Origin of the sequence: Chitinolyticbacter meiyuanensis, from assembly GCF_008033135.1 — a bacterium.
Taxonomy (GTDB): Bacteria; Pseudomonadota; Gammaproteobacteria; order Burkholderiales; family Chitinibacteraceae; genus Chitinolyticbacter; species Chitinolyticbacter meiyuanensis.
The window spans coordinates 3,017,497-3,042,516 of record NZ_CP041335.1; the positions used below are offsets into that span (position 1 = coordinate 3,017,497).

Below are 25,020 nucleotides of genomic sequence, written 5' to 3' on the forward strand. Positions count from 1 at the left end.
TCAAGTGCTTTGGAGCCGCATCGTGTCCGACCTGTTGAAAACCATCGATGCCAGAACCAAGCTCGCCGGCACCAACAAGCTGGAAATCCTGCTGTTCACGCTGGGCGTGGACCAGCGCTCCGGCCGCCGGGAAAACTTTGGCATCAACGTGTTCAAGGTGCGTGAGGTGATGCGCACCCCCGAGATCACGCAGGCACCGGAAATGCCGTCGTCCGTGGAAGGCATGGTCAGCCTGCGTGGCACACTGGTGCCGGTGATCGATCTGGCGCGCTATGCCGGCATCGCTACCGAGTCGCGGCCCGAGATCATGATCGTGACCGAATACAACGGCCACACCCAGGGCTTTCTGGTCGAGGCGGTTGATACCATCCTGCGGCTCGACTGGTCATCGATGCGCGTGCCGCCCGACATGCTGCTGACGCAGATGGGTGGCCTCGTCACCGCCGTCACCGAACTGGACAACAACAAGCTGGTGATGATGCTGGACGTGGAAAAGGTGTTGGCCGAAACCACCCAGACCGATCAGACCATCGACACCAGCATGGTGGTGCAAGACCGCGAGCTCGCCGACAAGATGGTGTTCTTCGCCGATGATTCCATCGTCGCCCGCCGCCAGATCACCATGACGCTCGAAGCGATGAACGTGCGTTATCAGCACGCCATCAACGGCAAGCGTGCCTGGGATGACCTGCAGCGTCTGGCGCATATGGCCGATATGCAGGGCAAGACTGTCAAGGAAATGGTGCAGCTCGTGCTCACCGATGTCGAGATGCCGGAAATGGATGGCTACATGCTGACCAAGCTGATCAAGAGCGATCCGCGCTTTGCCGGCATCCCGGTACTGATGCACTCGTCGCTGTCCGGTGTTTCCAATCAGAAACTCGGTCAATCGGTCGGCGTGGATGGCTACGTGTCCAAGTTCGAACCACACAAGTTGTCGGAAATGATCGCAGGCTTCCTGCTGAAGGACGCCTGAGCGGCGCCGCCCACCCTGTCTTCCCCGGAGCGACTCCATGAGCCTGATCGCCGCCCAAGCCAACCTGCTCGAAAGTGTCGACGCCCGCACCAAGCTGGCCGGCTCGAACAAGATGGAAATCCTGCTGTTCACGCTTGGCACGCGTGAAATCTTCGGCATCAATGTGTTCAAGGTGCGCGAGGTCTCGCAAACCCCCAAGATCACCAAGACGCCGAACATGCCGCTTGGCGTCGAAGGCGTGATCTCGCTGCGCGGCAACATCATCCCGGTGATCTCGCTGTCCAAGTTCGTCGCCACGCAGGAACGGCCGTCGAATGCCAACAGCACAATGATTGTCACCGAATTCTCGAAGCATACCCAAGCCTTCCTGGTGCACGAGGTCGATCGCATCATCCGCGTCGACTGGGACAAGGTGCGCGCGCCTGAATCAATGCTTGCCGGCAACCAGGCGCTGATCACGGCGCTGACCGAACTGCCCGATGGCAAGCTGGTTTCCATCCTGGACGTCGAACAGATCCTCTCCAGCGTGATCGGCGAGCCGGTGATCCCAGACCTGCAAACCGCGCAGATCAACCCGGACGCCTTCATGTTTTTCGTCGACGACTCGATGGTCGCCCGCAAGGAGATCGTCGGCGTGCTCGACAAGATCGGCATCAAGTACCACCAGGCCAACAACGGTAAGGAAGCGTGGGACAAGCTGCAAAACCTTGCCAACCGTGCCACGCACGATGGCGAGCCGTTGCGTGAAAAGCTGAAGATGATCCTCGTGGATGCCGAGATGCCGGAAATGGATGGCTATGTCCTGACCAAGTACATCAAGTCCGACCACCGTTTCTCGGGCATTCCCGTCGTCATGCACTCGTCACTGTCGTCCAATGCCAACCGTGCCATGGGTGCATCAGTAGGTGTTGATGCTTATGTGGCAAAATTCGATCCTGTGGTGCTGGCCGACACGATCACGCCATTCATTTCCGGTTAAACACGAACCAAACGATCTGAAACGCATGCCGCTGCGGCATGCGCATGGAGCTTGAAGATGGCAGACAACAATATGCGTTTCCTCGTGGTGGATGATTTTTCCACCATGCGACGCATCGTGCGTAACCTCCTGAAGGAACTCGGCTTTTCCAACGTCGAAGAGGCAGAGGACGGCCAGGTGGCGCTGCACAAGCTGAAAAACACCACCTACGAGTTCGTCGTGACCGACTGGAACATGCCGAATATGACCGGTATCGAGCTGTTGCGCGCCATCCGGGCAGACGCACAGCTCAAGCACCTGCCGGTGCTGATGGTCACTGCCGAAGCCAAGAAGGAAAACATCATCGAAGCCGCCACCGCGGGTGCCTCCGGCTACATCGTCAAGCCGTTCACCGCGGCCACGCTCGATGAAAAGCTGAAGAAAATCTTCGCGAACATGAACAAGTAAGAACAGGCTCAGACAGGAGGCAGGACGTGAGCGATCAAGCCCTCAACAGCGGCGATTCCGCCGAACTCGAAGCACTGTTCGACAGTATTGTGCATTCGCAGCAGGAAGAAGCACCGGCAAGCGCAGCGGATGTCGCTGCGGCCAGCGGCAAGCCGATGAATCTGGAAGATCTGTCCGAGCCGGCACGCTCGATGTTCTCGCAGATCGGTCACCTAACTCGCAAGCTGCATGACACCTTGCGCGAGCTGGGCCTCGACAAATCGCTGGAAAAAGCGGCCTCGCAGATCCCCGACGCGCGCGATCGGTTGAGCTATATCGCCACCATGACCGAAAAGGCGGCGGAGCGGACGCTCAACGCGCTCGACACCGCCCGCCCGCTGCAGGATGCCATCGCAGAACGTTCGCAAGCGCTGGCGGCCGATTGGGACAAGCTCTATGCCAACCAGTTGTCGGTGGACGAATTCAAGGCATTGGTCGAGAAGACCCGCACGCACCTCAAGGCCACCGGCGGTGAAACCGATCGGATCAACGCGCAAATGCTGGAAATCATGATGGCGCAGGATTTCCAGGACTTGACCGGCCAAGTGATCAAGAAAGTGCTCACTATGGTCAAGGACATGGAAGGGCAGCTGCTCGAATTCCTGGTGGCGTTCTCGCCAGCCAAGCAGGAGGAAGGCATGCTGGCAGGGCCGGTCGTGAACAGCGAAGGACGCACGGACGTCGTGACCAATCAGGAACAGGTCGACGACCTGCTCGAAAGCCTCGGCTTCTGAGCGCAACGGAATAGAGATCGGAGGTTCACATGAGTGACTTTGCCGGCATGGAAGACTTGCTGCAGGATTTCCTGACCGAGTCGTCCGAGCTGTTGTCCGAGGTCGACAACAAGCTCGTGGAGCTGGAAAAACGGCCGGACGACAAGCACCTGCTGAACGACATTTTCCGCGGCTTTCACACGATCAAGGGCGGCGCAGGCTTTCTCAACGTCGACGTCATGGTCAGCCTGTGCCACCGCACGGAAAACCTGTTCGACAAGCTGCGCAACGGCGAGCTCAAGCTCAATCCCGAGATCATGGATAGCATCCTGGCCGCCACCGGGGTCGTTCGCGACATGTTCAACGCGCTGTCGCAAGGCCGCACGCCGCCCGGAGCCTCGCCAGAACTGCTGGCCGAGCTCGACGCCGTACTGAGCGGTGAAGCCACCGCCCCCGCACCAGTTGCGCCCGCCCCCGTTGCTGCAGCGCCCGCCACGCCGGTGCCGTCCGCCGAAGGCGGCCCCGACTGGGGTGGCCTCTATAACGCACTGCTTGGGGTGGAAGTAGTCGCGCCGCCCGCCGCTGCACCTGCAGCAGCCCCAAAGCCTGCGGCGCCAGCACCCACTGCGCCGATTGCCGCGATCGCCGAGCCGATGCAGGCGCTCAAGCCCGCCGCGCCGAGCAAGGCCGCGCCGGCCCCCACCCAACAGCTCTCCGCCGCCACCCAGGAAACCTCGATCCGTATCGACACGGTGCGGCTCGATCAGGTGCTCAACCTGTCCGGCGAAATCGGCCTCACCAAGAACCGCCTGACCACCCTGCGCAGCGACATCATGGCCGGCCGCATGGATGGCAGCACGCTCAAGGCGCTGGACGAGGCGATCAGCCAACTCGACCTGCTGGTCAGCGACCTGCAGAACGCGGTGATGAAAACGCGGATGCAACCGATTGGCAGGCTGTTCCAGAAGTACCCGCGCCTTGCGCGCGACCTGGCTCGCCAGCTCGGCAAGGATGTCGAACTCGTCATCATTGGCGAGGAGACCGAGCTCGACAAGACCATGATCGAGGATTTGAATGATCCGCTGGTTCACTTGGTACGCAATGCGGTCGACCATGGCGTCGAGACCATCGAGGAGCGCATCGCTGCCGGCAAGCCGTCCAAGGCCGTGGTCGAGTTGTCGGCCACGCAGGTCGGCGACCATATCCTGATCGAAATCACCGACGACGGACGCGGCATGCGGCCGGACGTGATCCGCAAGAAGGCCGTGGAGAAAGGCCTGATCGATGTCGAATACGCCAACAGCCTTGACGACAAGCAGAGCCTGCAGCTCATCTTCATGCCCGGCTTCTCCACCAAGGACCAGATTTCCAGCGTGTCGGGCCGTGGCGTCGGCATGGACGTGGTCAAGACCAACATCCAGAAACTGAACGGCCGTATCGACATCCAATCAGTCGCCGGTGAAGGTTCGCGCTTCTCGATCTCGCTGCCGCTCACGCTCGCCATCCTGCCGGTGCTGGTGGTCAGGGTCTGCGACCAGCCCTTTGCCGTACCGCTTGCGATGGTGCGGGAGATCATCCCCATCCGCATCGAGCAGGTCCAGGAAGTGTCCGGCCGCGCCACTATCGTGGTCCGCGACGAGATACTGCCGGTGAAATCGCTCGCCGCCCTCATCGGCTGGCAGGAAACCCAGGTGCCCCAGTTCGGCGTGCTGATGCAGTCGGCCGAGCACTCGTTCATCCTCGCCGTCGACAGCTTTGTCGGCCGCGACGACGTGGTGATCAAGCCATTGCAGAACATCCGCCCACGCGGCGTGGCCGGCGCAACGCTGACCGGCGACGGCTCGGTGGTGCTGGTGCTCGACATGGAAGACCTGCTTTCGTCGTCCAATGCCGATAGTTCGGCGGTGAAAACTTCGCGGCTGGTGGATCAGCCGGCTTGAATGGCGGACTGGATGGGCTGGCGGTAGAATCAGCCAGCCCTGATATTGATCCCCATGCCCTCGCCCAGGATTCGAGACGATGACGCAAGAACACGCATTTATTGGCCGCCAACCCATCCTGAACCGACAACAGCAGATCATCGGCTACGAACTGCTGTTCCGGCTGAACAAGGATGCCGTCAGCGCCGAGTTCTCCAGCGATATGCAGGCCGGCACCAATGTGCTGGTCAATACCATCTCCAACATGGGCACCGACTGGCTGGTGGGCAGCAAGCTCGCCTTCATCAACGTTGCCGAATCGATGCTGGAGAGCAACTTCCTTGAGCTGATGCATCCACAACGCGTGGTACTCGAAGTGGTCGAGACCACGCACGCCACACCGGAATTGCTGGCTCGCCTCAAAGAGCTGCGCAATCAGGGCTTCGGCGTAGCGCTCGACGATTTCGTGCTGACGCCGCAGACCGCGCCGTTCATGGAATACGCCAACTACATCAAGCTCGACATCCAGCAGCTCGGCCTGCCACAAGTGCCGGCGCTGTCGAAGGAGCTGCGCAAGTTCCCGGTGCTGCAGGTCGCCGAGAAGGTCGAGACCAAGGAAGAATTCAAGCAGTGCCTCGATATCGGCCTCGACTGCTTCCAGGGCTATTACTTCGCCCACCCGGAAACGCTGTCGGCCAAGGTGATCAACCCCAGCTACGCCAACATCCTCAACCTGTTGAACATGCTGCGGAACAATGCCGAGATCCGCGATATCGAGAATGCGTTGAAGCGCGATGTTGCGCTGTCTTTCAAGCTGCTGCGCTACATCAACTCGGTCGGTTTCGGCCTGTCGTGCGAGATCCAGTCATTCCGCCACGCCGTCACCATCCTGGGTTACCAGAAACTCTACCGCTGGCTCACGCTACTGCTGGTCACTGCCGGTGCCGAAACCGGTGCTCCACCCGCCCTGCTGAAAACCGCCGTCACTCGCGGCCGTTTGGTCGAACTGCTGGGCAGCCACCTGCTCGATGGCCAGGATCGCGACAATCTATTCATCGTCGGCATGTTCTCGTTGCTCGACGTGCTGCTCGACATGCCGCTCGATCGCATCCTCGAAACGCTGATCCTGCCCGAATCGATCACCGATGCGCTGATCAACCGTTCCGGCATGTACGGCCCGTTCCTGGAGCTCGCAGAAGCATGCGAGGACCCGGAAATGAGCGAGGTGCCGCGCCTGACCGAACAGCTGCAGATCACACCGGACATGCTGAACCGCGCGCACGTGCAGGCGCTGTCTTGGGTCGAGGAGCTCGGCGTCTGATTGAGCCAATTCTGGCCGGTCGTTTCCACGACTGGCTGGCTGGCAACAAAAAACCCCGCCTTGGCGGGGTTTTTTGTTGGGTCAGGCGAGGATCAGTTCGAGAACTCGCTCGATTCGACCACGTTCCAGCCCTTGCCGCGGTTTTCCAGATCCGAGGTCAGCTTGGCCGTGCCAACACCCTTCACCAGCTCGGCAAACTTGGGGAACTGGGCTTCGACGTCGGCATTGGTCTGCCACGGCGCCGGATTGGCGATCTTGTAGGTGTAGCCTACGTTGTGGCGGCTGTAGTTCGAGGTTTCCTCGACCACCTTGTCTTCGGCGATCTTTTCCACTTCCAACGTACCGCTGCAGAAGCCAGGGCCAGCGGGTTCGGTCAGGCCGGTGTAGAAGTTGGTGCCGTCTTCGGTCACCGTGAACTGCACCTTGCCGGCTTCGCCTTCGACCGGACCAGCCTGGATCAGGCCGGCCTTCACCAGGGCTGCCAGTTGGGCGCCATTCGGTTGGGTCAGCGCTTCGTACTTCTCTTCCACCGGCTCACCGAAGCGCACCGGCACGGCGATGCAGGTCTTTTCGGCGGTGCTGAGGTAGGCATTGATGGAGTTCACCAGCTCTTGCTGGTCAACAGCGGCGGACTTCTGTTCTTCACCCGACTTGCCACAAGCTGCCAGGCCCAATGCGGCCAGCGCAACAACCACGGCCATTCTCGTCGTCTTCTTCTGCATGGTGGTCCCCTTGGTTTGCTTCACATCTGCAGGGCCAGAGAATAACACCCACATCCGGCTTGTGGTATCGATCACATCAAAAACTGTCGACAACGTCGATGCAAACACCCATACGGCATTCAACGTGCTGGATCGAAGCCGATAGCGACCGAATTGATGCAGTAGCGCTCACCGGTCGGTTCCGGGCCATCGGGAAACACATGGCCCAGATGGGCATCGCAACGGGCGCAGCGCACCTCCACCCGCGCCATGCCATGGCTGTAGTCGGCCAGACGCACGATGGCGCCCTCTTCGGCCTCCTCCCAGAAGCTAGGCCAGCCGCAGCCCGCATCGAACTTGGTATCGGCGTGGAACAACAAGGCACCGCAGCAGATGCAGTGATAGTCGCCCGCTTCGTTGCGGCGATAGTGCTCGCCACTGAACGGACGCTCGGTGCCCGCCTCGCGGGTGACGCGGTATTGCTCCGGTGTCAGCTGAGCCCGCCATTCGGCCTCGGTCTTGACGATCTTGTCACTCATCGCATAGCTCCTTTGATCGGCGGCGGGTACAACGCCAGCAACTGGGCGGGCCGCACCACGCCAAGCAGCCGGTGGTCGGCATCGACCACATAGGCGGCTGCCTGAGACTGCAACATGGGGACAAGCGCCGTCCACGGCAAGTCCGCGCCGACCGTCGCCGCAGGTCGCATCCATACCACTACATGCTCGCCAGCGCGGCGCAGCAGCAGGTCAGCCACCGCGGCGAGCTGCCCGCTGGCAGGCCCGGCGTCGAACAGCTGTTGCCAACCCAGTGTGCCGAGCAGACGCCCATCAGCATCGAGTACCGCCACTTCGCCGTGCGCTTCCAGTGCAGGCCAGACGGCACGCAGTGTGTCATCCGGCGCTACGGTGGCCGGCATTGATCGCGCCAGATCAATGCAGCGTGGCGCCCCAGGCTGGCGCGCCAGCGCGTGTCGCTCGGCCTCTGCAGCAAGTTCGGCCAGCGCCTCGGGGGTGATGTCGACCACCTCGCCGGCCCGGCCCAGCGCCGCCTCCCAATCCGCTTCGTTCACCCTGGCTGTCGGCTTGCGCTCGCTCTCGCGCGGCGTGGGGTAACGCCGGCCGCGCACCGCATTGTTGGCGATCAGCGCCACTGCCAGCAGCAGCAAGGCGTTGAGCCCCACCGGCAACAGCGCGAAGCCGAATCCCAGCTGGCGCACGCTCTCGCCACCGATCACCGCGGTCAGTGCGGCGGCACCACCGGGTGGGTGCAGGCTGCGGGTGTAGTGCATGGCGACGATGGCCGCGCCAACGGCCAGACCCGCCACCGGCCAGCTTGCAGGCAGGTAGCGCGCGCAGGCAACCCCCACCAAGGCCGAGATCACCTGCCCGCCAACCAGGGGCCAAGGCTGGCCCAGTGGGCTGTGCGGCAGGCCGAACACGATGACCGACGAGGCGCCCATCGAGGCGACCAGCCAAGGCACCGCCTCGGCACCGACCAGCAGATGGGTCAGCCCGCCAGTGACGGCGATGCCCAGTACCGCCAGCAACCCGGCACGCCAGCGTTCCAGATGTCCGACCTGTGCCGCGGCGGGCCAGAAACGCGCCAGGCGGCGCGGCCATCGACTGGAAGCTGAAAACATGGGCAAGGCAGCTCGAGGAAAAGCCGCATTCTAACGGATGCGCACCAAATCAGAGCGTCAGCAATGCCATCCGCACAGCCTCGACCACCGCCGGCCAATCGCCCGGCCGCGGCTGGCGAAACAGCCGCAGCGTTGGATACCAGGGGCTGTCGTCGCGCGCCAATAGCCAGCGCCAGTCGGCGTCGAAGCGGCTCATCAGCCACACCGGCTTGCCCAATGCACCAGCGAGGTGCGCCACCGAGGTGCACGAGGTCAGCACCAGATCGAGCCCGGCCACGTAGGCTGCGGTTGCATCGAAATCCGCCCAGTCGGCACTTTCGTCCACCAGATCGAAACCTGCAGCCCGCGCTGCCTCGCCCTGCCCTTGCTGCAGGTTGTGCCAACGCAGCGGCAACGGCGCCAGCTGGCGCAGCAGGCCGAGCGGCACAGTGCGGCGCGCGTTGTCCAACTGGCTCGGGCTACCGGTCCAGCACAAGCCGACATGGCGTTCGCCGGCAGCGAATTGTCGTGCAGGCTGGCTGCTCTGCAAGTACGGCGCGGCATAGTTGGCAAGACGAGACTCGTCGATTCCCAGCACGCCGGCCAGCGACATGATGGGGATCCAGTGGCTGTAACCGCTGGCAATGGGAATGGCATCGAGCACCGTGACCGCATCGCCCAGGCTTGTCGCCAGCAGCCGCAACAGCGGCGTCGGACAGACCAGCGTGACGGCGGCGAAACGTGCGCGCAGCCCCGGCACAAAGCGGGCGAACTGCAACACGTCGCCAAAGCCCTGCTCGGCCACGATCAGCAGGCGGGCGCTCGCAGCCACCGCCTCGCCACGCCAGCGCGGCAATGCGATGTCCGGCTCGGCGATACCGCAGGCCGCCCAGCGTGCTTCGTAGCCATCCCAGCCATCCGCCCAGCGCCCTTGCAGCAGATCGAGCGTGCCGAGCGCATAACGGCTCAGCGCGCTGTCGGACAGGACCAGTGCGGTGGAATAGCCGGCACGGGCCGCGTCCCAGTCGCCCAGCGCACGATGGCAGCCGGCCAGGTTATGGCAGGCGTCGGCATGACGCGGTGACAGCGCCAACACCCGCTGGAACCCTCCCCGGGCCGCCGTCACGTCGCCACGATCACGCCACAGGCAGGCCAGGTTGTAGTGCGCCTCGACCAAGGCCGGCGCCAGCCGGATCGCGGTGAGGAAATGCTGTTCGGCGGTATCGGTTTCGCCCTCGTCGCGCAGCAGGTTGCCGAGGTTGTAGTGCGCCAGCGCGTGGCCCGGCTCTGCGTGCAGCAAGGCCTGCAACGCTTCCCGCGCGCCAGCGTTGTCGCCCTGGGTACGCAGCACCGCCGCCCAGTTGAGGCGCAATGCCGACGAGGCCGGATCAAGCGCTAGCGCCCGCTGCAGCGCCTGCCCGGCCGCGCTGGCATCACCGAGGCGCACGCAGGCCTGGCCCAGCGCCGCCCAGCCCGCCACCACGCGCGGCTCGGCCTGCAGTGCAGTTTCCAGCAGGTGCCGCGCCTTGGCGTAGTCGCCACTGCGACAAGCGGCGATGCCGGCTTCCAGCGTGACCGCTGCGTTCACGAGCGCCCTCCGCTCCAGCCGGTGATCAGCCAGTGGGCCACGCGCGCCGCCACCGTTTCCCAGTTGGCGTCCAGCATCAACGCGTGGCCGATGTCGTCCACCCACTCCGGCTCCACATGCCAGGCACGTGCCGTGGCCCAGACGTCCACCGGCGGGATGATGCGGTCGTGTCTCACCCCGAGCACCAGGCAAGGGATCTCGGGTGGATTGCGCAGCAGCATCATGGGATGCGGCAGCATCAGTTCCGCCAGCACGCGGGACGACTCCGGTTGCGCCTGCGCGGCAAAGGCGGCCAATTGGGGGCGGCCGAGCGCCGGGCTGAACAGCAGCTCGCGCAACAGCGCAAGATCGAGCATTTCCTGCCCCAGGTGCCACTGGAAGCGGTTGAGCCCCAGCAGCAGGTGCGGTGCCGACCAGCCCATGTAGGCAAACGAGGCCGCGAGGCCATAGGGCGCAACGCTGGCGAGCAGCGCGAGCCCCGCCACCGGTGCCTCGCGGGCCAGCCGCTGTGCGATATGCCCGCCCAGCGAATGCGCGATCAGGATCGGCGGTTCGGGCAGGCGGGCACAGGCCTGCGCCAGGTCTTCCTGGAGATCGGCGAGGCCAAACCAGTCCAGCCGCTCCCTGCCCTCGCTGCCGGCATGGCCGGAAAAGCTCAGCGCGTGGCAGTCGTAGCCCAGGCCGGCGAAATACGGCATGAAGGTTTCCGCCCAGCACCAGGCCCCCACATAGGCGCCGTGCACGAACAACAAGGGCGGTGCAGTGCGGGCGACACCGGCGGGCGGGCGATGCAGCAGTTCGATCTGGCGGCCCATCAGCGCACCAGCCCCACGCCGACGCGCACCGCCTCGGTCTTCTGGTCGTAGGTGCGCAGCGTTTCGCTGTAGCCCTTCCAGTACTGCAGGTAGGCGAACAGGTCGAGCCCGGTGAGGAAGCGCAGCGGATAGGCCACATCGATCTGGGCACCGGCCTTGCCGCTGGTGCCGACGCGGGCCAGCGCGCCCACCGTCAGGCCCTGGCCGTCGCCCGCGCGAAAGCGCCAATCGACGTAGCCGCGATAGTCGGCGATGTCCGGGTTGTTTTCCATATCGGTCACGTAGCTGGCGAATACCGGCGAGAACACCAGGTGGCGGGCGTTGACGTTGCCCCAGGTGAAGGTGGGCGTGATGTAGAGCTGGTTGAGATCGCGCGAATCGTCGCCGTCCTTGCCGTTGGATTCGTGGCGAAAGCCGAAGGCCAGATCGAAGCGATCCACCATCGGCAGCTCAACCAGGTTGGCGCGCTCGAAGAACAGCTCCGGCTTGTAGCTGGTGTCGTAAAACGGCGTGGAATCGAGGCTGAGATCCCACAGCGAAGTCTGGGTATAGGCGAAGCGCAGCCCGGCAAGCCAGGGGTGGCGCTGCGCAATAGCGCTGTCCGGATCGAATATCTGGTAGCGGAAGCTGAACTGGAAGCGCGCGTCGTCGCCATTGCCGTTGAACAGGAAGTACATCGGCTCGTGCGGCGCGAAGCGCGCGGCAGCGAAGTTCTGCAGCGCCGTGTTCTGGATCTGCGATTCGACCGGCTTGGCCTGCACAACCGGCGGCTGTGCCGCTGCAACGGGCGCCAGCACGGCCGCCTCCGCCGTCGTCACGGCAGCGGGTGCCGGATCGATCGCATAGCGCAGCAACCTAGCACTGGTCGGCGCCAGCTCGAACGGCTGCGCTTCGCCCTGCAGCGTGCACGGCCGCGAGCCCGGGCAGGTCAATCGGGCGGCGGGCGTGACCGATTCGGCCTGGTCATTGCGATTGACGTAGAGCACGTCGATGGTGGCTGCGCCGGGAAGCGCTGGCAGGAAGACGGTTTCCTCGGCAAGCGCGCCGGTAACGGCGAGCGTGAGGCCAAGAGCGGCAGGCAAGAGGGAAGGAAGGAAGCGCATTCCCCGATTATCGTCAGAATCGTCCGGCAAGGCGACCGGTGCCCGTCAGCCCGGAGCTGCCAGTTCTCGCGGCGCGCGCTTCAGCTCCTGCAGTACCTGGCCGGGATTGATGTCGAAGTGCTGGCGAAACCGCCGGGAGAAGCTGGCGATCTCCAGATAGCCGACGCTGGCCGCCACCTCGCCGACATTGCCGGCCCCTGCCAGCAACAGCTCGCGCGCTCGCGCCATGCGCCGGTCGATGATGAGCTGCTGCGGCGCGGCGCCCAGATGGCGTACGCACAGCCGTTGCAGATGGGCCGGGCTCACACCGTACTGGGCCGCCAGCGCCTCCACCCGCCAGTCCGCCGCCGGCTCGCGCCGCACCTGCTCGAACAGGGCCTCCAGCCGCGCCTTCACCGCGTCGCCTGCCTCGGTGCTTGCCAGCATCCGCTTCAACAGGTCGACCACCAGCAGCAGCGTCGGGCCGGCGTGGTTGTCGTGCGGGATGCTCGCCTCCTCGCACAGCAGAGCCACCGCATGCAGCAGGCTCTCGCCGTGCAGCACCGGGCGCACGCTGGCCTGGCTGCCGGCCAGCATGGCCCAGCGCGGCGCATCGTTGAACAGGAACCAGGCCATCCGCCAGCGCTCGCCGGCCAGCCGGAAACCACGCTGGCCCAGTGCCGGCAGCACCGCCATCTGGCCGGGGCCGACAGCCAGTCGTTTGTCGCCGTCGATCACCTCGCCCTCGCCGTCCACACTGATCAGCACGATGTGGAACGGCGCACCGATACGCTCCACGTGCAAGGCTTCGCGGGCTTCCGAATGGCCGATCATCAGCAGGTCGTGGTCTGCCAGCGCGCGCAGATGCGGGTGGTAGAAGATGCGGGCACCCACCGACTTTTGCCGGGTTTGCGCACTGATATCGAACATTTCCTGATAAATCGTCGACATGGCGACTCCATGCGGGATTCGGACAAAGATGACCATCAGATTGCGACATTCCAGCGGAATGCTCAATCGCTTACTGTCTGCGTCGAGCAAGTCCCATAACGAGGAGTCACCGATGTCGCGTCGTCTTTCTTTGTTGTTGCTGCCCTTCGTTGCCGCCTGCGCCAGCACCGCCCAGCAGGCGCCCGCCCCTGCGCCAGCCGCCGCGGCATCGGCCAGCGGGTATCAACTGGTGTCCTACCTGCCCAACTGGCAGTCGGATGAGGCGCGCGCCCGCGCCGCCGACGTGCTGCACCGGCTCGATGTCGGCGTGTATTCGTTCATCGAGGTGAAGCCTGATGGCACGGGCTACGTCGCCGATGCCAGCAAACCAGTGGCGCAGACCTGGAAGCAGGCCTTCGCCAAGGCACGCAAGGTGAACCCCAAGCTTGCATGCCAGTGGGCGATCGGCGGCTGGACCGGCTCGCGCAACATCGCCAAGGTGGCTCAGACCGATGCCGGCCGCGCCAAGCTCGCCAGCACTTCGGTCGCCATCATGCGCGAGTACGACTGCCAGGGCCTGGATCTGGACTGGGAACACCCGGTCACCGGTGGCGACTACGCCGCCGATGCCTCCGAGGCCGACCGCGACAACTGGGTGAAGCTGCTGCAGGCACTGCGCGATGCGCTCGATGCCCAGGGCGCCAAGGACGGACAGCGTTACTTCCTGACCGCCGCCATCCCCAACCTCAACGGCGGCTGGGTGCTGTCGGGCTACCAACTCAAGGGCGCGGTGCCGCTGCTCGATCGTGTCTACCTGATGAGCTACGACATCTACGGCGCCTGGAGCAAAGTGGCCGGGCTGCACGCCACGCTCTACCCGATCAAGTCCGACCCGGACGGCAGCGTGCTCAATGGCGCCGGCGGCGTGCAGTATTTCCTGAACCAGGGCTTCAAGCCGTCGCAACTGGTGCTGGGCGTGCCGTTCTATGCCCGTGCCCAGGCCGAAGTGCCGCCGGGGCCAAATGGTGACGGCCTCGGCCAGTCGTCCAAGGGGCCGGGCCTCAAGGATCAACCCGATCCGGGCACCATCACCTACGCCGACATGAAGGCGCAGATCCTCGGCAAGCCGGGCTGGAAATCGTTCCGCAGCAAGGAGCACGGCGATGCGCCCTACCTCTACAGTGCCGAGCGCCAGGAATTCCTCAGCTACGACGATCCGCAATCGCTCAAGGTCAAGGCGGACTTCGTCAAGGCCAAGCAACTGGGCGGCGTGATGATCTGGGAACTGACGCAGGACGACGCCGAACACTCACTGCTGAACGCGTTGACCAGCACGCTGCGCTAAGCACGGCGATCCACTCGCCCCGGCCCAGGCCGGGGCGTTGCCGTTGCGGGCCGCCACGCCCGCAGCGGCAGGCAAGACCTGTGGCCCCGATGGGCGGGTAGCCCGCACACCAAAAACACAGAGATGGAGGATGCAATGAAACACACCCGGAAAATCGCCGCACTCGCGGCACTGCCGCTGGCGCTGATGCTGCTCGGCGCCGAAGCCAAGACATTGCGCTGGGCCAACTACGACTGGAACGTGCGTGCCGGCGGCGGCGGTCCTGGCCCCAACAACTGGGACGAGAACAATGCCTGGGTCGATGCCAACGGCTACCTGCACTTGAAGATCGCCAACCGCAACGGCAGCTGGTCCTCCGCCGAGGTGCAGCTGCTAAACCCGGCGCGGGTGGGTTTCGGCACCTACCAGTTCCAGATGCTGGGCCGGCCGGACCAGCTCGACCGCAACACGGTATTCGGCTTCTTCACCTACCCCAGCGCCGATGTCGGCCCCAACGCCACGCACGAGATCGACATCGAGTTCGCCCGCTGGGGCAACGACACCTACCCCTGGCTCAATTACACCGTCTATCCGAACGAAGTCGGCATCGAGCAGAGCTGGGCCGGCTCCAACGAGGCGCTGACCACCGATCGCACCACGCACCGCTTCACCTGGCAGTCGTCCGGCATCACCTACCAGGCGCTGAACGGTCATGTTGGCGTGACCGACAACGGCGGCGAATTCCTGCGCTGGCAGTTCCCCAAGGCCGAGGACCCGAACAACTGGCTGCGCCGCAACAAGTGCCCGAACAACGATGCCAGCCGTTGCGTGTCACAGAAGCAGCAGCAGTTCCTGATCAATTTCTGGCAGTTCGAGGGCAAGGCGCCGGCCAACGGCCAGGAAGCCGAAGTGGTGCTCACCGGCTTCAGCTACCAGCCCTATGGCAGCGTGCCGACACCGACTCCGCAGCCGACGCCACAACCCACGCCGTTGCCGACACCCAAGCCCACCGTGGTGCCCACCCCGCAGCCGACGCCGAGCGCCACGCCGACCCCGGTGGCCGGCTGCGCCGTGGCCGCGTGGAGCACCGGCAGCGTCTATACCGGCGGCCAACGCGTCAGTTACAACGGCCGCCTGTACGAAGCGCGCTGGTGGACCCAGGGCGACAATCCGGCGCAATCGGGGGAATGGGGCGTGTGGAAGGATCTGGGCGCCTGCGGCAGCGCGCCGACGCCGACCAAGGCGCCCACGCCAGTGCCGACCCAGGCGCCAACGCCAACCAGGGCGCCGACGCCGCTGCCGACCACCGTACCGACGGCTCATCCCACCCCGCTGCCCACGCCGACCCCGGTCGCCGGCTGCAGCGCGTGGCAGGAAGGGCGCAGCTACTTGGCCGGTGACTGCGTCAGCTACAACGGCAAGCAGTACAGCTGCGTGATCGCGCATACCGCACCGGTCGGCGGCGGCTGGACGCCGGAGGTGGTGCCAGCGCTGTGGAAGGCGCGTTGACGCGACCCTCCATCGAAAAAGCCCGGTCCTCGTCGGGCTTTTTCTACGCCCGTGCTACGCCCGCGCCCGCACCGCGTGGCGGGTTCGTTCGCCGTTCGTCCATGTAATTACGCACATCGAAAGTCACCAATCGGTCAATAAGATTTATCTGTAAGCATTCATCCAAGATAAATTCGCGCGCCTGCAGGTCAGGCAAAGGACCGTGCGTGACTCTCGGCATCAACTATCTGCCCGAAACGCGGCAGATGTGGCTCCCCTACTCCAGCGCCGGCCAATCGCGCCAGGCCAGCGACCTGCCGCTTCGTGCCGAGCTCTTCAGTGCGGACCAGATGGCGCAGCACGGCCGCACGCTGGCGGCATCGCACACGCTCTCCACCACCCGAGTGGCGGACCAGCTGCTGTCGCGGCTGGCCGACAACGAATCGCGGCTGATCGAAATCTGCCGACTGCTGACCCAGGGTGACACCGACAAGCGCAGCATCAGCCCAGCCGGCACCTGGCTGCTCGACAACTTCTACCTGATCGAAACCCAGATGGGCATGGCCAAGCGCCACCTGCCCAAGGGCTATAGCCTGGAGCTGCCGCGCTTGGCGGGCGAGCCCGATGCCGGCATGCCGCGGGTGTACGACATCGCGCTCGAAGCGGTCTCGCACGGCGACGGCCGGGTGGATGCCGAGAGCCTCGGCCGCTTCATCGCCGCCTACCAGAGCATCAGTCCGCTCAAGCTCGGCGAATTGTGGGCGGTGCCCATCATGCTGCGCCTGGCGCTGATCGAGAACCTGCGCCGGGTGGCCATGCAGATCGGGCAGAGCTGGCTCGATCGCACCATTGCCCACAACTGGGCCGAGCGCATGATCCGCACCGCGGAGGACAACCCGAAGAACCTGATCCTGGAAGTGGCCGACATGGCCCGCTCGGACCTGCCGATGACCAGCAGCTTCGTTTCCGAGCTCAGCCGCAAACTGCAGGGCCGCGGCCCGGGGCTGGCGCTGCCGCTCACCTGGGTCGAGCAATGGCTGGCCGAGGCCGGGCTGACGGTTGAGCAGCTGGTCCAGCAGGAAAACCAGCAGCAGGCGGCCGACCAGGTCTCGATCAGCAACAGCATCGGCAGCCTGCGTGCGCTCGGCGCCATCGAGTGGCGCGAGTTCGTCGAGACGCAGAGCGTGGTCGAGCAGGTGCTGCACGACGATCCGGCCGGCACCTACATGCAGATGGATTTCGCCACCCGCGACCGCTATCGCCATGTGATCGAATCGCTTGGCAAGTACAGCCGGCTGTCCGAAGGCGAGATCGCGCGCCAGGCCGTGGCGCTGGCCGATACGGCCAAGCTGGAAACTGGCGATCTGGCGGACCGGCGCTGCCACGTCGGCTACTACCTCGTCGATGCCGGCATGCCCACGCTGGAACGCGCAGCCACCGCCCGGCTGCCGCTGTGGCAACGCCTGCGCCAGACGGCGGCGCGCTGGCCGCTGTCGTTGTATCTGGGCGGCACCGCGCTGCTCACCGCGCTGTTGAGCTGGGCCGTGCTGGCACTGGCCCACGCCAACCAGATTGGCGCCGTGCTGCCGGGCTGGGCGCAGGTGCTGCTCGCCCTGCCGGTGGTGGTGGTCGCGAGCCAGTTGGCGGTTTCGCTGGTGAACTGGCTTGCCACGCTGCTGGCGGCACCACAATTGTTGCCCCGGCTCGATTTCGAGCACGGCATCCCACCCGAAGCACGCACGCTGGTGGTGGTGCCGACGATGTTGTCGAGCGCCGCCGCCGTGGAATCGCTGCTGGAAGCGCTGGAAGTACGTTTTCTCGCCAATCGGGATGAACAGCTGTTCTTCGGCCTGCTGACCGATTTCTGCGATGCGCCCGAGGAAACCCAGCCCACTGATGATGCGCTGTTGGCACAGGCGCAGGCCGGCGTGGCTGCGCTCAACCGCAAATACGGCTGCGATGGCGGCCTCAGCCAACCCGATCGCTTCTTCCTGTTTCACCGGCCGCGGCGCTGGAACCCGCAGGAGCGGGTGTGGATGGGCTTCGAGCGCAAGCGGGGCAAGCTCGCCGAGCTCAATGCGCTGTTGCGCAACGGCCGGCGCGACCCCGAAGGCACCGGTTTCTCACTGGTCGAGGGCCAGACCGCGCCGCTGGCTGGCGTGAAATACGTGATCACGCTCGATACCGATACGCTGCTGCCGCGCGATGCCGCGCGCCAGATGGTCGGCGCGATGAGCCATCCGCTGAATCGCCCGGTGTACGACGCGGCGCGCCAGCGCGTGGTCGGCGGCTACGGCATCCTGCAGCCACGCGTGGCCACCACGCTGTCCAACGCACAGCGTTCGCACTATGCGGCGCTGTATGGCGGCGACGCCGGCATCGATCCGTATACCCGCGCCGTGTCGGATGTCTACCAGGACGTGTTCAGCGAGGGCTCATTCATCGGCAAGGGCATCTACGACGTGGATGCGTTCGAGCAGGCGCTGAGCGAGCGCTTTCCGCCCAACCACGTGCTCAGCCACGACCTGCTGGAAGGCTGCTACGCGCGCTCCGGCCTGCTCAGCGACGTGCAGGTATACGAGGACCACCCCACCCGCTACGACAACGACGTGGTGCGGCGCTATCGCTGGATCCGCGGCGACTGGCAGCTCACCGGCTGGCTGCTGTCGCGCGTGCCGGGCCAGCGCACCGCCGACGGCACCCGCAGCAACCGCAATCCGCTGTCGGTGCTGTCGCAATGGAAGCTGTTCGACAACCTGCGCCGCAGTCTGGTCCCCATCGCGCTGTTGCCGCTGTGGATCGCCGGCTGGCTGCTGCTGGCCGCGCCCTGGCAATGGACGTTGCTGCTGGTCGGCCTGCTGCTGCTGCCCGTGGTCTGCGGCGCGCTGTTCGAGTTGGTACGCAAGCCGCCACAGCTGCTGTGGCGCCAGCATGCCTCGATGCGTGCCCATGCGCTGGGGCGCAGCCTGACCCAGCTGCTGTTCCAGCTCGCCGCCCTGCCCTACGAAGCGTGGTACACGCTCGATGCGATCGCCCGGACCGCGTGGCGCATGCTGGTGATCCGTCGCCACCTGCTCGAATGGAACCCGTCGAGCGAGGTGGAGCGGGCAGCCAGCCGCCGCGGCCCGCCGCGCGTGGCTACCTTTGTGGCGCGGATGTGGGTCTCCCCACTGGTCGCCATCGCTTGCGCTGCAGCGCTGTGGCCGCTCGGCTGGCCCAGCTTGCTGGCGGCCGCACCGGTGCTGGCGCTGTGGCTGGTCTCGCCGGTGCTCGCCTGGTGGTTCAGCCTGCCGATCGAGCACAAGGAAGCCACGTTGTCACAGGCGCAGGCGCAGTTCCTGCGTGGTATGGCACGGCGTACCTGGGCCTTCTTCGATCATCTGGTCGGGCCAACCGATCACTGGCTGCCGCCGGACAACTACCAGCAATACCGCGTGGTGATGGTGGCGCACCGCACCTCGCCCACCAATATCGGGCTCGGCCTGCTCGCCAACCTCACCGCCTATGACTTCGGCTACATCTCCGCGGGGCAACTGGCATTCCGCACCGCCAACACCCTGCACACGCTGCAGCAGATGGAGCAGTACCGCGGCCACTGGTACAACTGGTACGACACCCGCACGCTGGAGCCGCTGTACCCGCGCTATGTCTCCACCGTGGACAGCGGCAACCTCGCCGGCCACCTGATGACGTTGCAGACCGGCCTCTTGGAAGTGGCGGACCGGCATATCCTGTCCGACCAGTTGTTCAGTGGCCTTGCCGACACCCTGGCCGTGCTCGCGGAATCGAGCAACGGCCTGGCCGCCAACGCACTACGGCGGTTCCGCAACATGCTGGCCGCGATCACGGCGGCGCCACCGGCCAATCTCGCCAACGTATGCCTGCGGCTGGTGGAACTCGCGGGTGCTGCAAGCGAGCTAGTCGCACAGATCCCCGACACCTCGCAGGAGAAGGACTCCCCTACCCGCGACGCGCACGACTGGGCTGCGGCGCTGGCACGCCAGTGCCATGACGCGCTGGATGACCTGATGCAGCTGGCTCCATGGCTGTCGCTGCCACCGGCACCGGCGGGCGTCGAGGCGTTCAACGCCGTCAATGGCATTCCCACGCTGCGGGAACTGGCCGAACTCGATGCACGGGCGCTGCCACGCATCCGAGCCCAGCTCGATGCGGCGCGGCACGAGATCCAGCGCGACTGGCTTGCGATCCTGCAGCAACAGGTCATCGACGGCAGCAACACGGCGCGCCAGCGCATCGCCGAGCTGGAGGCCCTCGCCGCGACCAGTGCAAGCATGGCAGAGGCGATGGAGCACGATTTCCTCTACGACGCGCGCCGCCACCTGTTCGTGATCGGTTACAACGTGAGCGAGCACCGGGCGGATGCCGGCTACTACGATTTGCTCGCCTCCGAAGCGCGGCTGGGCTGCTTCGTCACCATCGCCCAAGGCCGGGTACCGCAGGAGAGCTGGTTCGCACTGGGCCGTCTGCTGGTGAATACCAGCGGCGAGCCGGCGCTGCTCTCGTGGAGCGGCTCGATGTTCGAGTACCTGATGCCGATGCTGGTGATGCCCAGCTACGCGCACACGCTGCTCGACCAGACCTGCCGCGCCGCCGTGGCGCGCCAGGTCGAATACGGCAAGCTGCGCGGCGTGCCCTGGGGTATCTCGGAATCGGGCTACAACACCGTCGACCAGCACCTCAACTACCAGTACCACGCCTTCGGGGTACCGGGCCTCGGGCTCAAGCGCGGCTTGGCCGAGGATCTGGTGATCGCGCCGTATGCTTCGGTGATGGCGCTGATGGTGTCGCCGGATGCCGCCTGCCACAACCTGCAGAAGATGGCCGCCAGCGGCTTCGTCGGCCATTTCGGCTTCTTCGAGGCGATCGACTACACGCCGGTGCGTCAGCGCCGCGGCCAGAACAGCGCCATCGTCCATGCCTTCATGGCACACCACCAGGGCATGAGCCTGCTCTCGCTTGCCTATGCACTGCTCGGCCAGCCGATGCAGCGGCGCTTCGAGGCCAACCGCCAGTTCCAGGCCAATATCCTGCTGCTGCAGGAGCGCATTCCCAAGACCATGCCGCTGTTCCTGGAAACGGCACAGCGCATCGACGACAGCAACACGCCGGCCACCAACGAGACACCGATCCGCACCTTCGACCGGGCGGACACCCAGTCGCCAGCGGTGCAGTTGCTGTCCAACGGCCGCTATCACGTGATGATGAGCAATGCCGGCGGCGGCTACAGCCGCTGGCAGCAACTGTCGGTCACGCGCTGGCGCGAAGACACCACGCGCGACAACTGGGGCACCTTCGTCTACCTGCGCGACGTAAAGAGCGGCACCTTCTGGTCCAACACCCACCAGCCGACGCTGACCCGGCCGCTGAACTACGACGTGGTGTTCTCGGAAGGCCGGGCCGAATTCCGCCGCCGCGATGCGGTGGGCGACGACGAGGCGCAGGTGGAAACGCATACCGACGTGGTCATCTCGCCCGAGGAGGACATCGAGCTGCGGCGCGTGCGCATCACCAATCTTTCGAACGAGCGGCGCGAGATCGACCTCACCAGCTATGCCGAGGTGGTGATCGCACCGGCCGCGGCAGACGCGGCCCACCCCGCCTTCAGCAACCTGTTCGTGCAGACCGAGATCGTGCGGCCGCGCCACGCCATCCTCGCCACCCGCCGCCCGCGCTCGCTCGGCGAGCAGGCGCCGTGGATGCTGCACCTGATGTCGGTGCATGGCGAAACCAGCGGCGTCGCCTCGTTCGAGACCGACCGGCTGCGCTTCATCGGTCGTGCCCGCAGCACCATCGCGCCGCAGGCCGTGCTGCAGGATGCGCTGGCCGACAGCGAGGGCTCGGTGCTCGACCCCATCGTCGCCATCCGTCGCCGCGTGGTGCTGCAGCCGGACGAAGCCGTCACCGTTGACATCGTCACCGGCATGGCCGCCACCCGCGAGCAGGCGCACGAGCTGATCGAGAAATATCAGGATCGCCGGCTGGCCGACCGGGTGTTCGACCTTGCCTGGACCCACGCCCAGGTGGCGCTGATGCAGATCAACGCCAACGAAGCGGACGTGCAGCTCTATGCGCGGCTGGCGAGCGCGGTGCTGTACCAGCATGGCGCATTGCGCGCCGACCCCGCCATCCTGCTGGCCAACCGCCGCGGCCAATCCAGCCTGTGGGGCTACGCGATCTCGGGCGATCTGCCCATCGTGCTGCTGCAGGTGGGCGACAGCGCGTCGCTTGACCTGGTGCGCCAATTGGTCAAGGCCCATGCCTACTGGCGGCTGAAGGGCCTGGCGGTGGACCTGGTGATCTGGAACGACGGCTACACCGGCTACCGGCAAAGCCTGCAGGAGCAGATCGTCGGGCTGATCGCCTCGGGCACCGAGGCCGCGTCGCTCGACAAGCCCGGCGGCATCTTCGTGCGCCCGGCCGAGCAGATCTCGGCCGAGGATCGGGTGCTGCTGCAGGCCGTGGCCCGCGCCATCATTTCGGACAAGCGCGGCTCGCTGGCCGAGCAGCTCGAGCAGATCACGCAGAACCTGCCGAAGATCCCGCGGCTGGTGCCTGCCGCCACGCCACGGCTGCCGGCCCTCACGCAGACACCACCGCGCCGTACCGATCTGATCCACGACAATGGCCTGGGCGGTTTCACCCGCGATGGCCGCGAATACGTGATCCAGCTCGGCCCCGACGATGTCACCCCGGCGCCATGGGTGAACGTATTGGCCAATCCCGCCTTCGGCACCATCGTCTCCGAGAGCGGCAGCGCCTACACCTGGGGCGACAACGCCCATGAATACCGGCTGACGCCGTGGCATAACGACTCGGTCAGTGACACCCCGGGCGAGGCGATCTACCTGCGCGACGAGGACACCGGCCTCGTCTGGACGCCGACGCCACTGCCAATGCGGCTGCCGGTGCACTACCTGGTCCGCCATGGCTTCGGCTACAGCGTGTTCGAAACCCGCGTCGACGGCATCGTCAGCGAGCTGTGGGTGTATGTGGCGACCGATGCCGCGGTGAAGTTCTCGGTGCTGAAACTGCGCAACGAATCAGGCCGCACGCGGCGGCTGTCGGCAACCGGCTATGTCGAGTGGGTGCTCGGCGAGCTGCGCGCCAAGTCGGCCATGCATATCAGCACCGAGCTCACCCGCAGCGGTGCGCTGTTCGCCCGCAACCCGTACAACACCGAGTTCGCGGAGCAGGTGGCGTTCTTCGATGTCGACGGGACCAGCCGCAGCGTGACCGGCGATCGCGCCGAATTCCTCGGCCGCAACGGTGCGCCGCAGCAGCCGGCAGCGCTGGGCCGCCAGCATCTGTCCGGCCGCGTCGGTGCCGGGCTCGACCCCTGCGCCGCGCTGCAGGTGGACATCGAGCTGCCGAGCAACGGCAGCCGCGAGGTGGTATTCCGCCTCGGGCTCGGGCGCAACAGCGAGGAAGCCGAGCAGCTGGTGCAGCGCTGGCGCGGCGCAACGACGGCGCATACAGCACTGGAGGCCGTCTGGACGCACTGGAACGATACCCTCGGCGTGATCCAGGTCGAGACCCCGGATGCGGCGGTCAACGTGCTGGCCAACGGCTGGCTGGTCTACCAGACGCTGGCCTGCCGCGTGTGGGCGCGCAGCGGCTTCTACCAATCCGGCGGCGCCTTCGGCTTCCGCGACCAGCTACAGGACGTGATGGCGCTGGTCCACGCGCAGCCGGCGCTGGTACGCGAACACCTGTTGCTGTGCGCCAGCCGCCAGTTCCGCGAGGGCGATGTGCAGCACTGGTGGCACCCGCCGGCCGGCCGCGGCGTGCGCACCCATTGCTCGGATGACTACCTGTGGCTGCCACTGGTGACGGCGCGCTATGTCGAGGTGACGGGTGACACCGGCGTGCTCGACGAGGAGATCGGCCTGCTCGAGGGTCGGCCGGTGCCGCACGATGCGGAGTCCTACTACGACCTGCCCGGCCAGGCCAACGAGACCGCCACGCTTTACGAGCATTGCCTGCGCGCGATCCGCCATGGCCTGCGCCTGGGCGAGCACGGCCTGCCGCTGATGGGCTCGGGCGACTGGAACGACGGCATGGACCTGGTCGGTCGCGACGGCAAGGGCGAGAGCATCTGGCTTGCCTTCTTCCTCTACGAGGTGCTGCGCCGCTTCGCCGCAGTGGCCGGCCGGCGTGGCGACGAGGCCGTGGCGGGTTTCTGCAGCGAACAGGGTGCCCAATTGCGCAGCAATATCGAGATCCACGGCTGGGATGGCGAGTGGTACCGCCGTGCCTACTTCGACGACGGCACGCCGCTCGGGTCGTCCAGCAACACCGAATGCCAGATCGATTCGATCTCGCAGAGCTGGTCGGTGCTGTCGGGCGCCGGTGAGCCATCGCGCTCGCGCCAGGCCATGCAGGCGGTGGACGAACGCCTGGTACGGCGCGAGCATGGCCTGATCAACCTGTTCACCCCGCCGTTCGACCGCACCCGGCTCAACCCGGGCTATATCCGCGGCTATGTGCCCGGCGTGCGCGAGAATGGCGGCCAGTACACGCATGGCGCGATCTGGACGGTGATGGCCTTTGCTGCGCTCGGCGACGCCGAACGCGCGTGGGAATTGCTGGCGCTGATCAACCCGGTGAACCATGCCAATACGCCCGAGGCCATGGCGCGCTACCGGGTCGAGCCCTACGTGGTTGCCGCCGATGTCTACGCCCTGCCGCACGACACCGGGCGCGGCGGCTGGAGCTGGTATACCGGCTCTGCCGGCTGGATGTACCGGCTGGTGGTGGAATCGCTGCTGGGGCTGGCACGTGATCGCGACACACTGTCGCTCACCCCGCGCCTGCCGGCAAGCTGGAACGGCTTCACCTTGCGTTACCGCTATCACCAGACGCAATACCTGCTGGCGGTAACGCGTGATGCAGCGGCCAGCGACACCGAGCTGGTGATCGACGGCGAGCGGCAGAGCGGCGTGGCAATCCCTTTGGTCAACGACGGCGGTGAGCACCGGGTGGACATCCGGCTGCCGGCAGGCTGACAACGGGCGGAAGAGAGTCCGGTGCAGAATGCGCCGTTGTCCTACAAGCGT

At 65.6% G+C, this 25,020-nt stretch carries 16 protein-coding genes; 9 read left to right on the plus strand and 7 right to left on the minus strand.

Annotated elements, in window-relative coordinates; all coding sequences use genetic code 11:
• The first annotated feature begins 22 nt into the window (after nucleotides 1–22).
• The 6 genes from FLM21_RS14310 (at nucleotide 23) to FLM21_RS14335 (ending at nucleotide 6,394) form a co-directional block, all read left to right on the plus strand.
• The gene (locus tag FLM21_RS14310) at nucleotides 23–976 is read left to right on the plus strand and encodes a chemotaxis protein (protein ID WP_148716217.1); all 954 of its coding nucleotides are present in this window, start codon (nucleotides 23–25) and stop codon (nucleotides 974–976) included.
• Between the two features lie 37 nt (nucleotides 977–1,013).
• Nucleotides 1,014–1,955, plus strand: coding sequence for a chemotaxis protein (locus FLM21_RS14315; protein ID WP_148716218.1), 942 nt, complete (start codon nucleotides 1,014–1,016; stop codon nucleotides 1,953–1,955).
• Between the two features lie 57 nt (nucleotides 1,956–2,012).
• Nucleotides 2,013–2,402 carry a chemotaxis response regulator CheY gene (gene cheY, locus FLM21_RS14320; RefSeq protein WP_148716219.1) on the plus strand — a complete coding sequence of 130 codons (390 nt, stop codon included), beginning with the start codon at nucleotides 2,013–2,015 and terminating at the stop codon, nucleotides 2,400–2,402.
• Between the two features lie 26 nt (nucleotides 2,403–2,428).
• The gene (gene cheZ, locus FLM21_RS14325; protein ID WP_148716220.1) at nucleotides 2,429–3,175 is read left to right on the plus strand and encodes a protein phosphatase CheZ; all 747 of its coding nucleotides are present in this window, start codon (nucleotides 2,429–2,431) and stop codon (nucleotides 3,173–3,175) included.
• 29 nt (nucleotides 3,176–3,204) lie between these two features.
• Nucleotides 3,205–5,094, plus strand: a complete 1,890-nt coding sequence (locus FLM21_RS14330; RefSeq protein WP_148716221.1) for a chemotaxis protein CheA — start codon at nucleotides 3,205–3,207, stop codon at nucleotides 5,092–5,094.
• 79 nt (nucleotides 5,095–5,173) lie between these two features.
• Nucleotides 5,174–6,394, plus strand: a complete 1,221-nt coding sequence (locus tag FLM21_RS14335; RefSeq protein WP_148716222.1) for an EAL and HDOD domain-containing protein — start codon at nucleotides 5,174–5,176, stop codon at nucleotides 6,392–6,394.
• Nucleotides 6,395–6,486: 92 nt separating this feature from the next.
• On the opposite strand, the gene FLM21_RS14340 is transcribed toward FLM21_RS14335, so the two are convergent.
• The 7 genes from FLM21_RS14340 to FLM21_RS14370 form a co-directional block, all read right to left on the minus strand.
• Entirely contained in the window at nucleotides 6,487–7,116 is a 630-nt protein-coding gene (locus FLM21_RS14340; protein ID WP_148716223.1) for an SEN1982 family lipoprotein, read from the minus strand.
• A 119-nt stretch (nucleotides 7,117–7,235) separates the two neighbouring features.
• Nucleotides 7,236–7,634, minus strand: coding sequence for a peptide-methionine (R)-S-oxide reductase MsrB (gene msrB / locus FLM21_RS14345; RefSeq protein ID WP_148716224.1), 399 nt, complete (start codon nucleotides 7,632–7,634; stop codon nucleotides 7,236–7,238).
• Complete coding sequence (locus tag FLM21_RS14350) at nucleotides 7,631–8,737, minus strand: HPP family protein (protein ID WP_148716225.1); 1,107 nt, start codon at nucleotides 8,735–8,737, stop codon at nucleotides 7,631–7,633. The genes msrB and FLM21_RS14350 overlap by 4 nt, the downstream gene beginning before the upstream one ends.
• Nucleotides 8,738–8,786: 49 nt before the next feature.
• Nucleotides 8,787–10,304 carry a tetratricopeptide repeat protein gene (locus FLM21_RS14355; RefSeq protein ID WP_187359911.1) on the minus strand — a complete coding sequence of 506 codons (1,518 nt, stop codon included), beginning with the start codon at nucleotides 10,302–10,304 and terminating at the stop codon, nucleotides 8,787–8,789.
• Entirely contained in the window at nucleotides 10,301–11,119 is an 819-nt protein-coding gene (locus FLM21_RS14360; protein ID WP_148716227.1) for an alpha/beta hydrolase, read from the minus strand. Before FLM21_RS14360 ends, FLM21_RS14355 begins: the two co-directional genes overlap by 4 nt.
• A complete protein-coding gene (locus FLM21_RS14365; protein ID WP_187359912.1) occupies nucleotides 11,119–12,201 on the minus strand; it encodes a phospholipase A in 1,083 nt (360 codons plus the stop codon). Before FLM21_RS14365 ends, FLM21_RS14360 begins: the two co-directional genes overlap by 1 nt.
• Nucleotides 12,202–12,267: 66 nt before the next feature.
• Nucleotides 12,268–13,152, minus strand: a complete 885-nt coding sequence (locus FLM21_RS14370) for a helix-turn-helix transcriptional regulator (RefSeq protein WP_187359913.1) — start codon at nucleotides 13,150–13,152, stop codon at nucleotides 12,268–12,270.
• Nucleotides 13,153–13,264: 112 nt separating this feature from the next.
• On the opposite strand from FLM21_RS14370, the gene FLM21_RS14375 reads away from it, so the two are divergent.
• From FLM21_RS14375 to FLM21_RS14385, 3 genes are all read left to right on the plus strand, one after another.
• Nucleotides 13,265–14,476 carry a glycoside hydrolase family 18 protein gene (locus FLM21_RS14375; protein WP_187359914.1) on the plus strand — a complete coding sequence of 404 codons (1,212 nt, stop codon included), beginning with the start codon at nucleotides 13,265–13,267 and terminating at the stop codon, nucleotides 14,474–14,476.
• 135 nt (nucleotides 14,477–14,611) lie between these two features.
• A complete protein-coding gene (locus tag FLM21_RS21590; protein ID WP_148716231.1) occupies nucleotides 14,612–15,964 on the plus strand; it encodes a carbohydrate-binding protein in 1,353 nt (450 codons plus the stop codon).
• A gap of 206 nt (nucleotides 15,965–16,170) precedes the next feature.
• Complete coding sequence (locus tag FLM21_RS14385; RefSeq protein ID WP_246120728.1) at nucleotides 16,171–24,969, plus strand: glycoside hydrolase family 94 protein; 8,799 nt, start codon at nucleotides 16,171–16,173, stop codon at nucleotides 24,967–24,969.
• Nucleotides 24,970–25,020: the final 51 nt, after the last annotated feature.

What these genes read in the sequence shown, in the direction of transcription:
- FLM21_RS14350 (WP_148716225.1), bottom strand. Translation starts at nt 8,737, where the DNA reads ATGTTTTCAGCTTCCAGTCGATGGCCGCGCCGCCTGGCGCGTTTCTGG.
- FLM21_RS14315 (WP_148716218.1), top strand. Translation starts at nt 1,014, where the DNA reads ATGAGCCTGATCGCCGCCCAAGCCAACCTGCTCGAAAGTGTCGACGCC.
- FLM21_RS14375 (WP_187359914.1), top strand. Translation starts at nt 13,265, where the DNA reads ATGTCGCGTCGTCTTTCTTTGTTGTTGCTGCCCTTCGTTGCCGCCTGC.
- FLM21_RS21590 (WP_148716231.1), top strand. Translation starts at nt 14,612, where the DNA reads ATGAAACACACCCGGAAAATCGCCGCACTCGCGGCACTGCCGCTGGCG.
- FLM21_RS14370 (WP_187359913.1), bottom strand. Translation starts at nt 13,152, where the DNA reads ATGTCGACGATTTATCAGGAAATGTTCGATATCAGTGCGCAAACCCGG.
- FLM21_RS14360 (WP_148716227.1), bottom strand. Translation starts at nt 11,119, where the DNA reads ATGGGCCGCCAGATCGAACTGCTGCATCGCCCGCCCGCCGGTGTCGCC.
- FLM21_RS14330 (WP_148716221.1), top strand. Translation starts at nt 3,205, where the DNA reads ATGAGTGACTTTGCCGGCATGGAAGACTTGCTGCAGGATTTCCTGACC.
- msrB (WP_148716224.1), bottom strand. Translation starts at nt 7,634, where the DNA reads ATGAGTGACAAGATCGTCAAGACCGAGGCCGAATGGCGGGCTCAGCTG.
- FLM21_RS14335 (WP_148716222.1), top strand. Translation starts at nt 5,174, where the DNA reads ATGACGCAAGAACACGCATTTATTGGCCGCCAACCCATCCTGAACCGA.
- FLM21_RS14340 (WP_148716223.1), bottom strand. Translation starts at nt 7,116, where the DNA reads ATGCAGAAGAAGACGACGAGAATGGCCGTGGTTGTTGCGCTGGCCGCA.
- cheY (WP_148716219.1), top strand. Translation starts at nt 2,013, where the DNA reads ATGGCAGACAACAATATGCGTTTCCTCGTGGTGGATGATTTTTCCACC.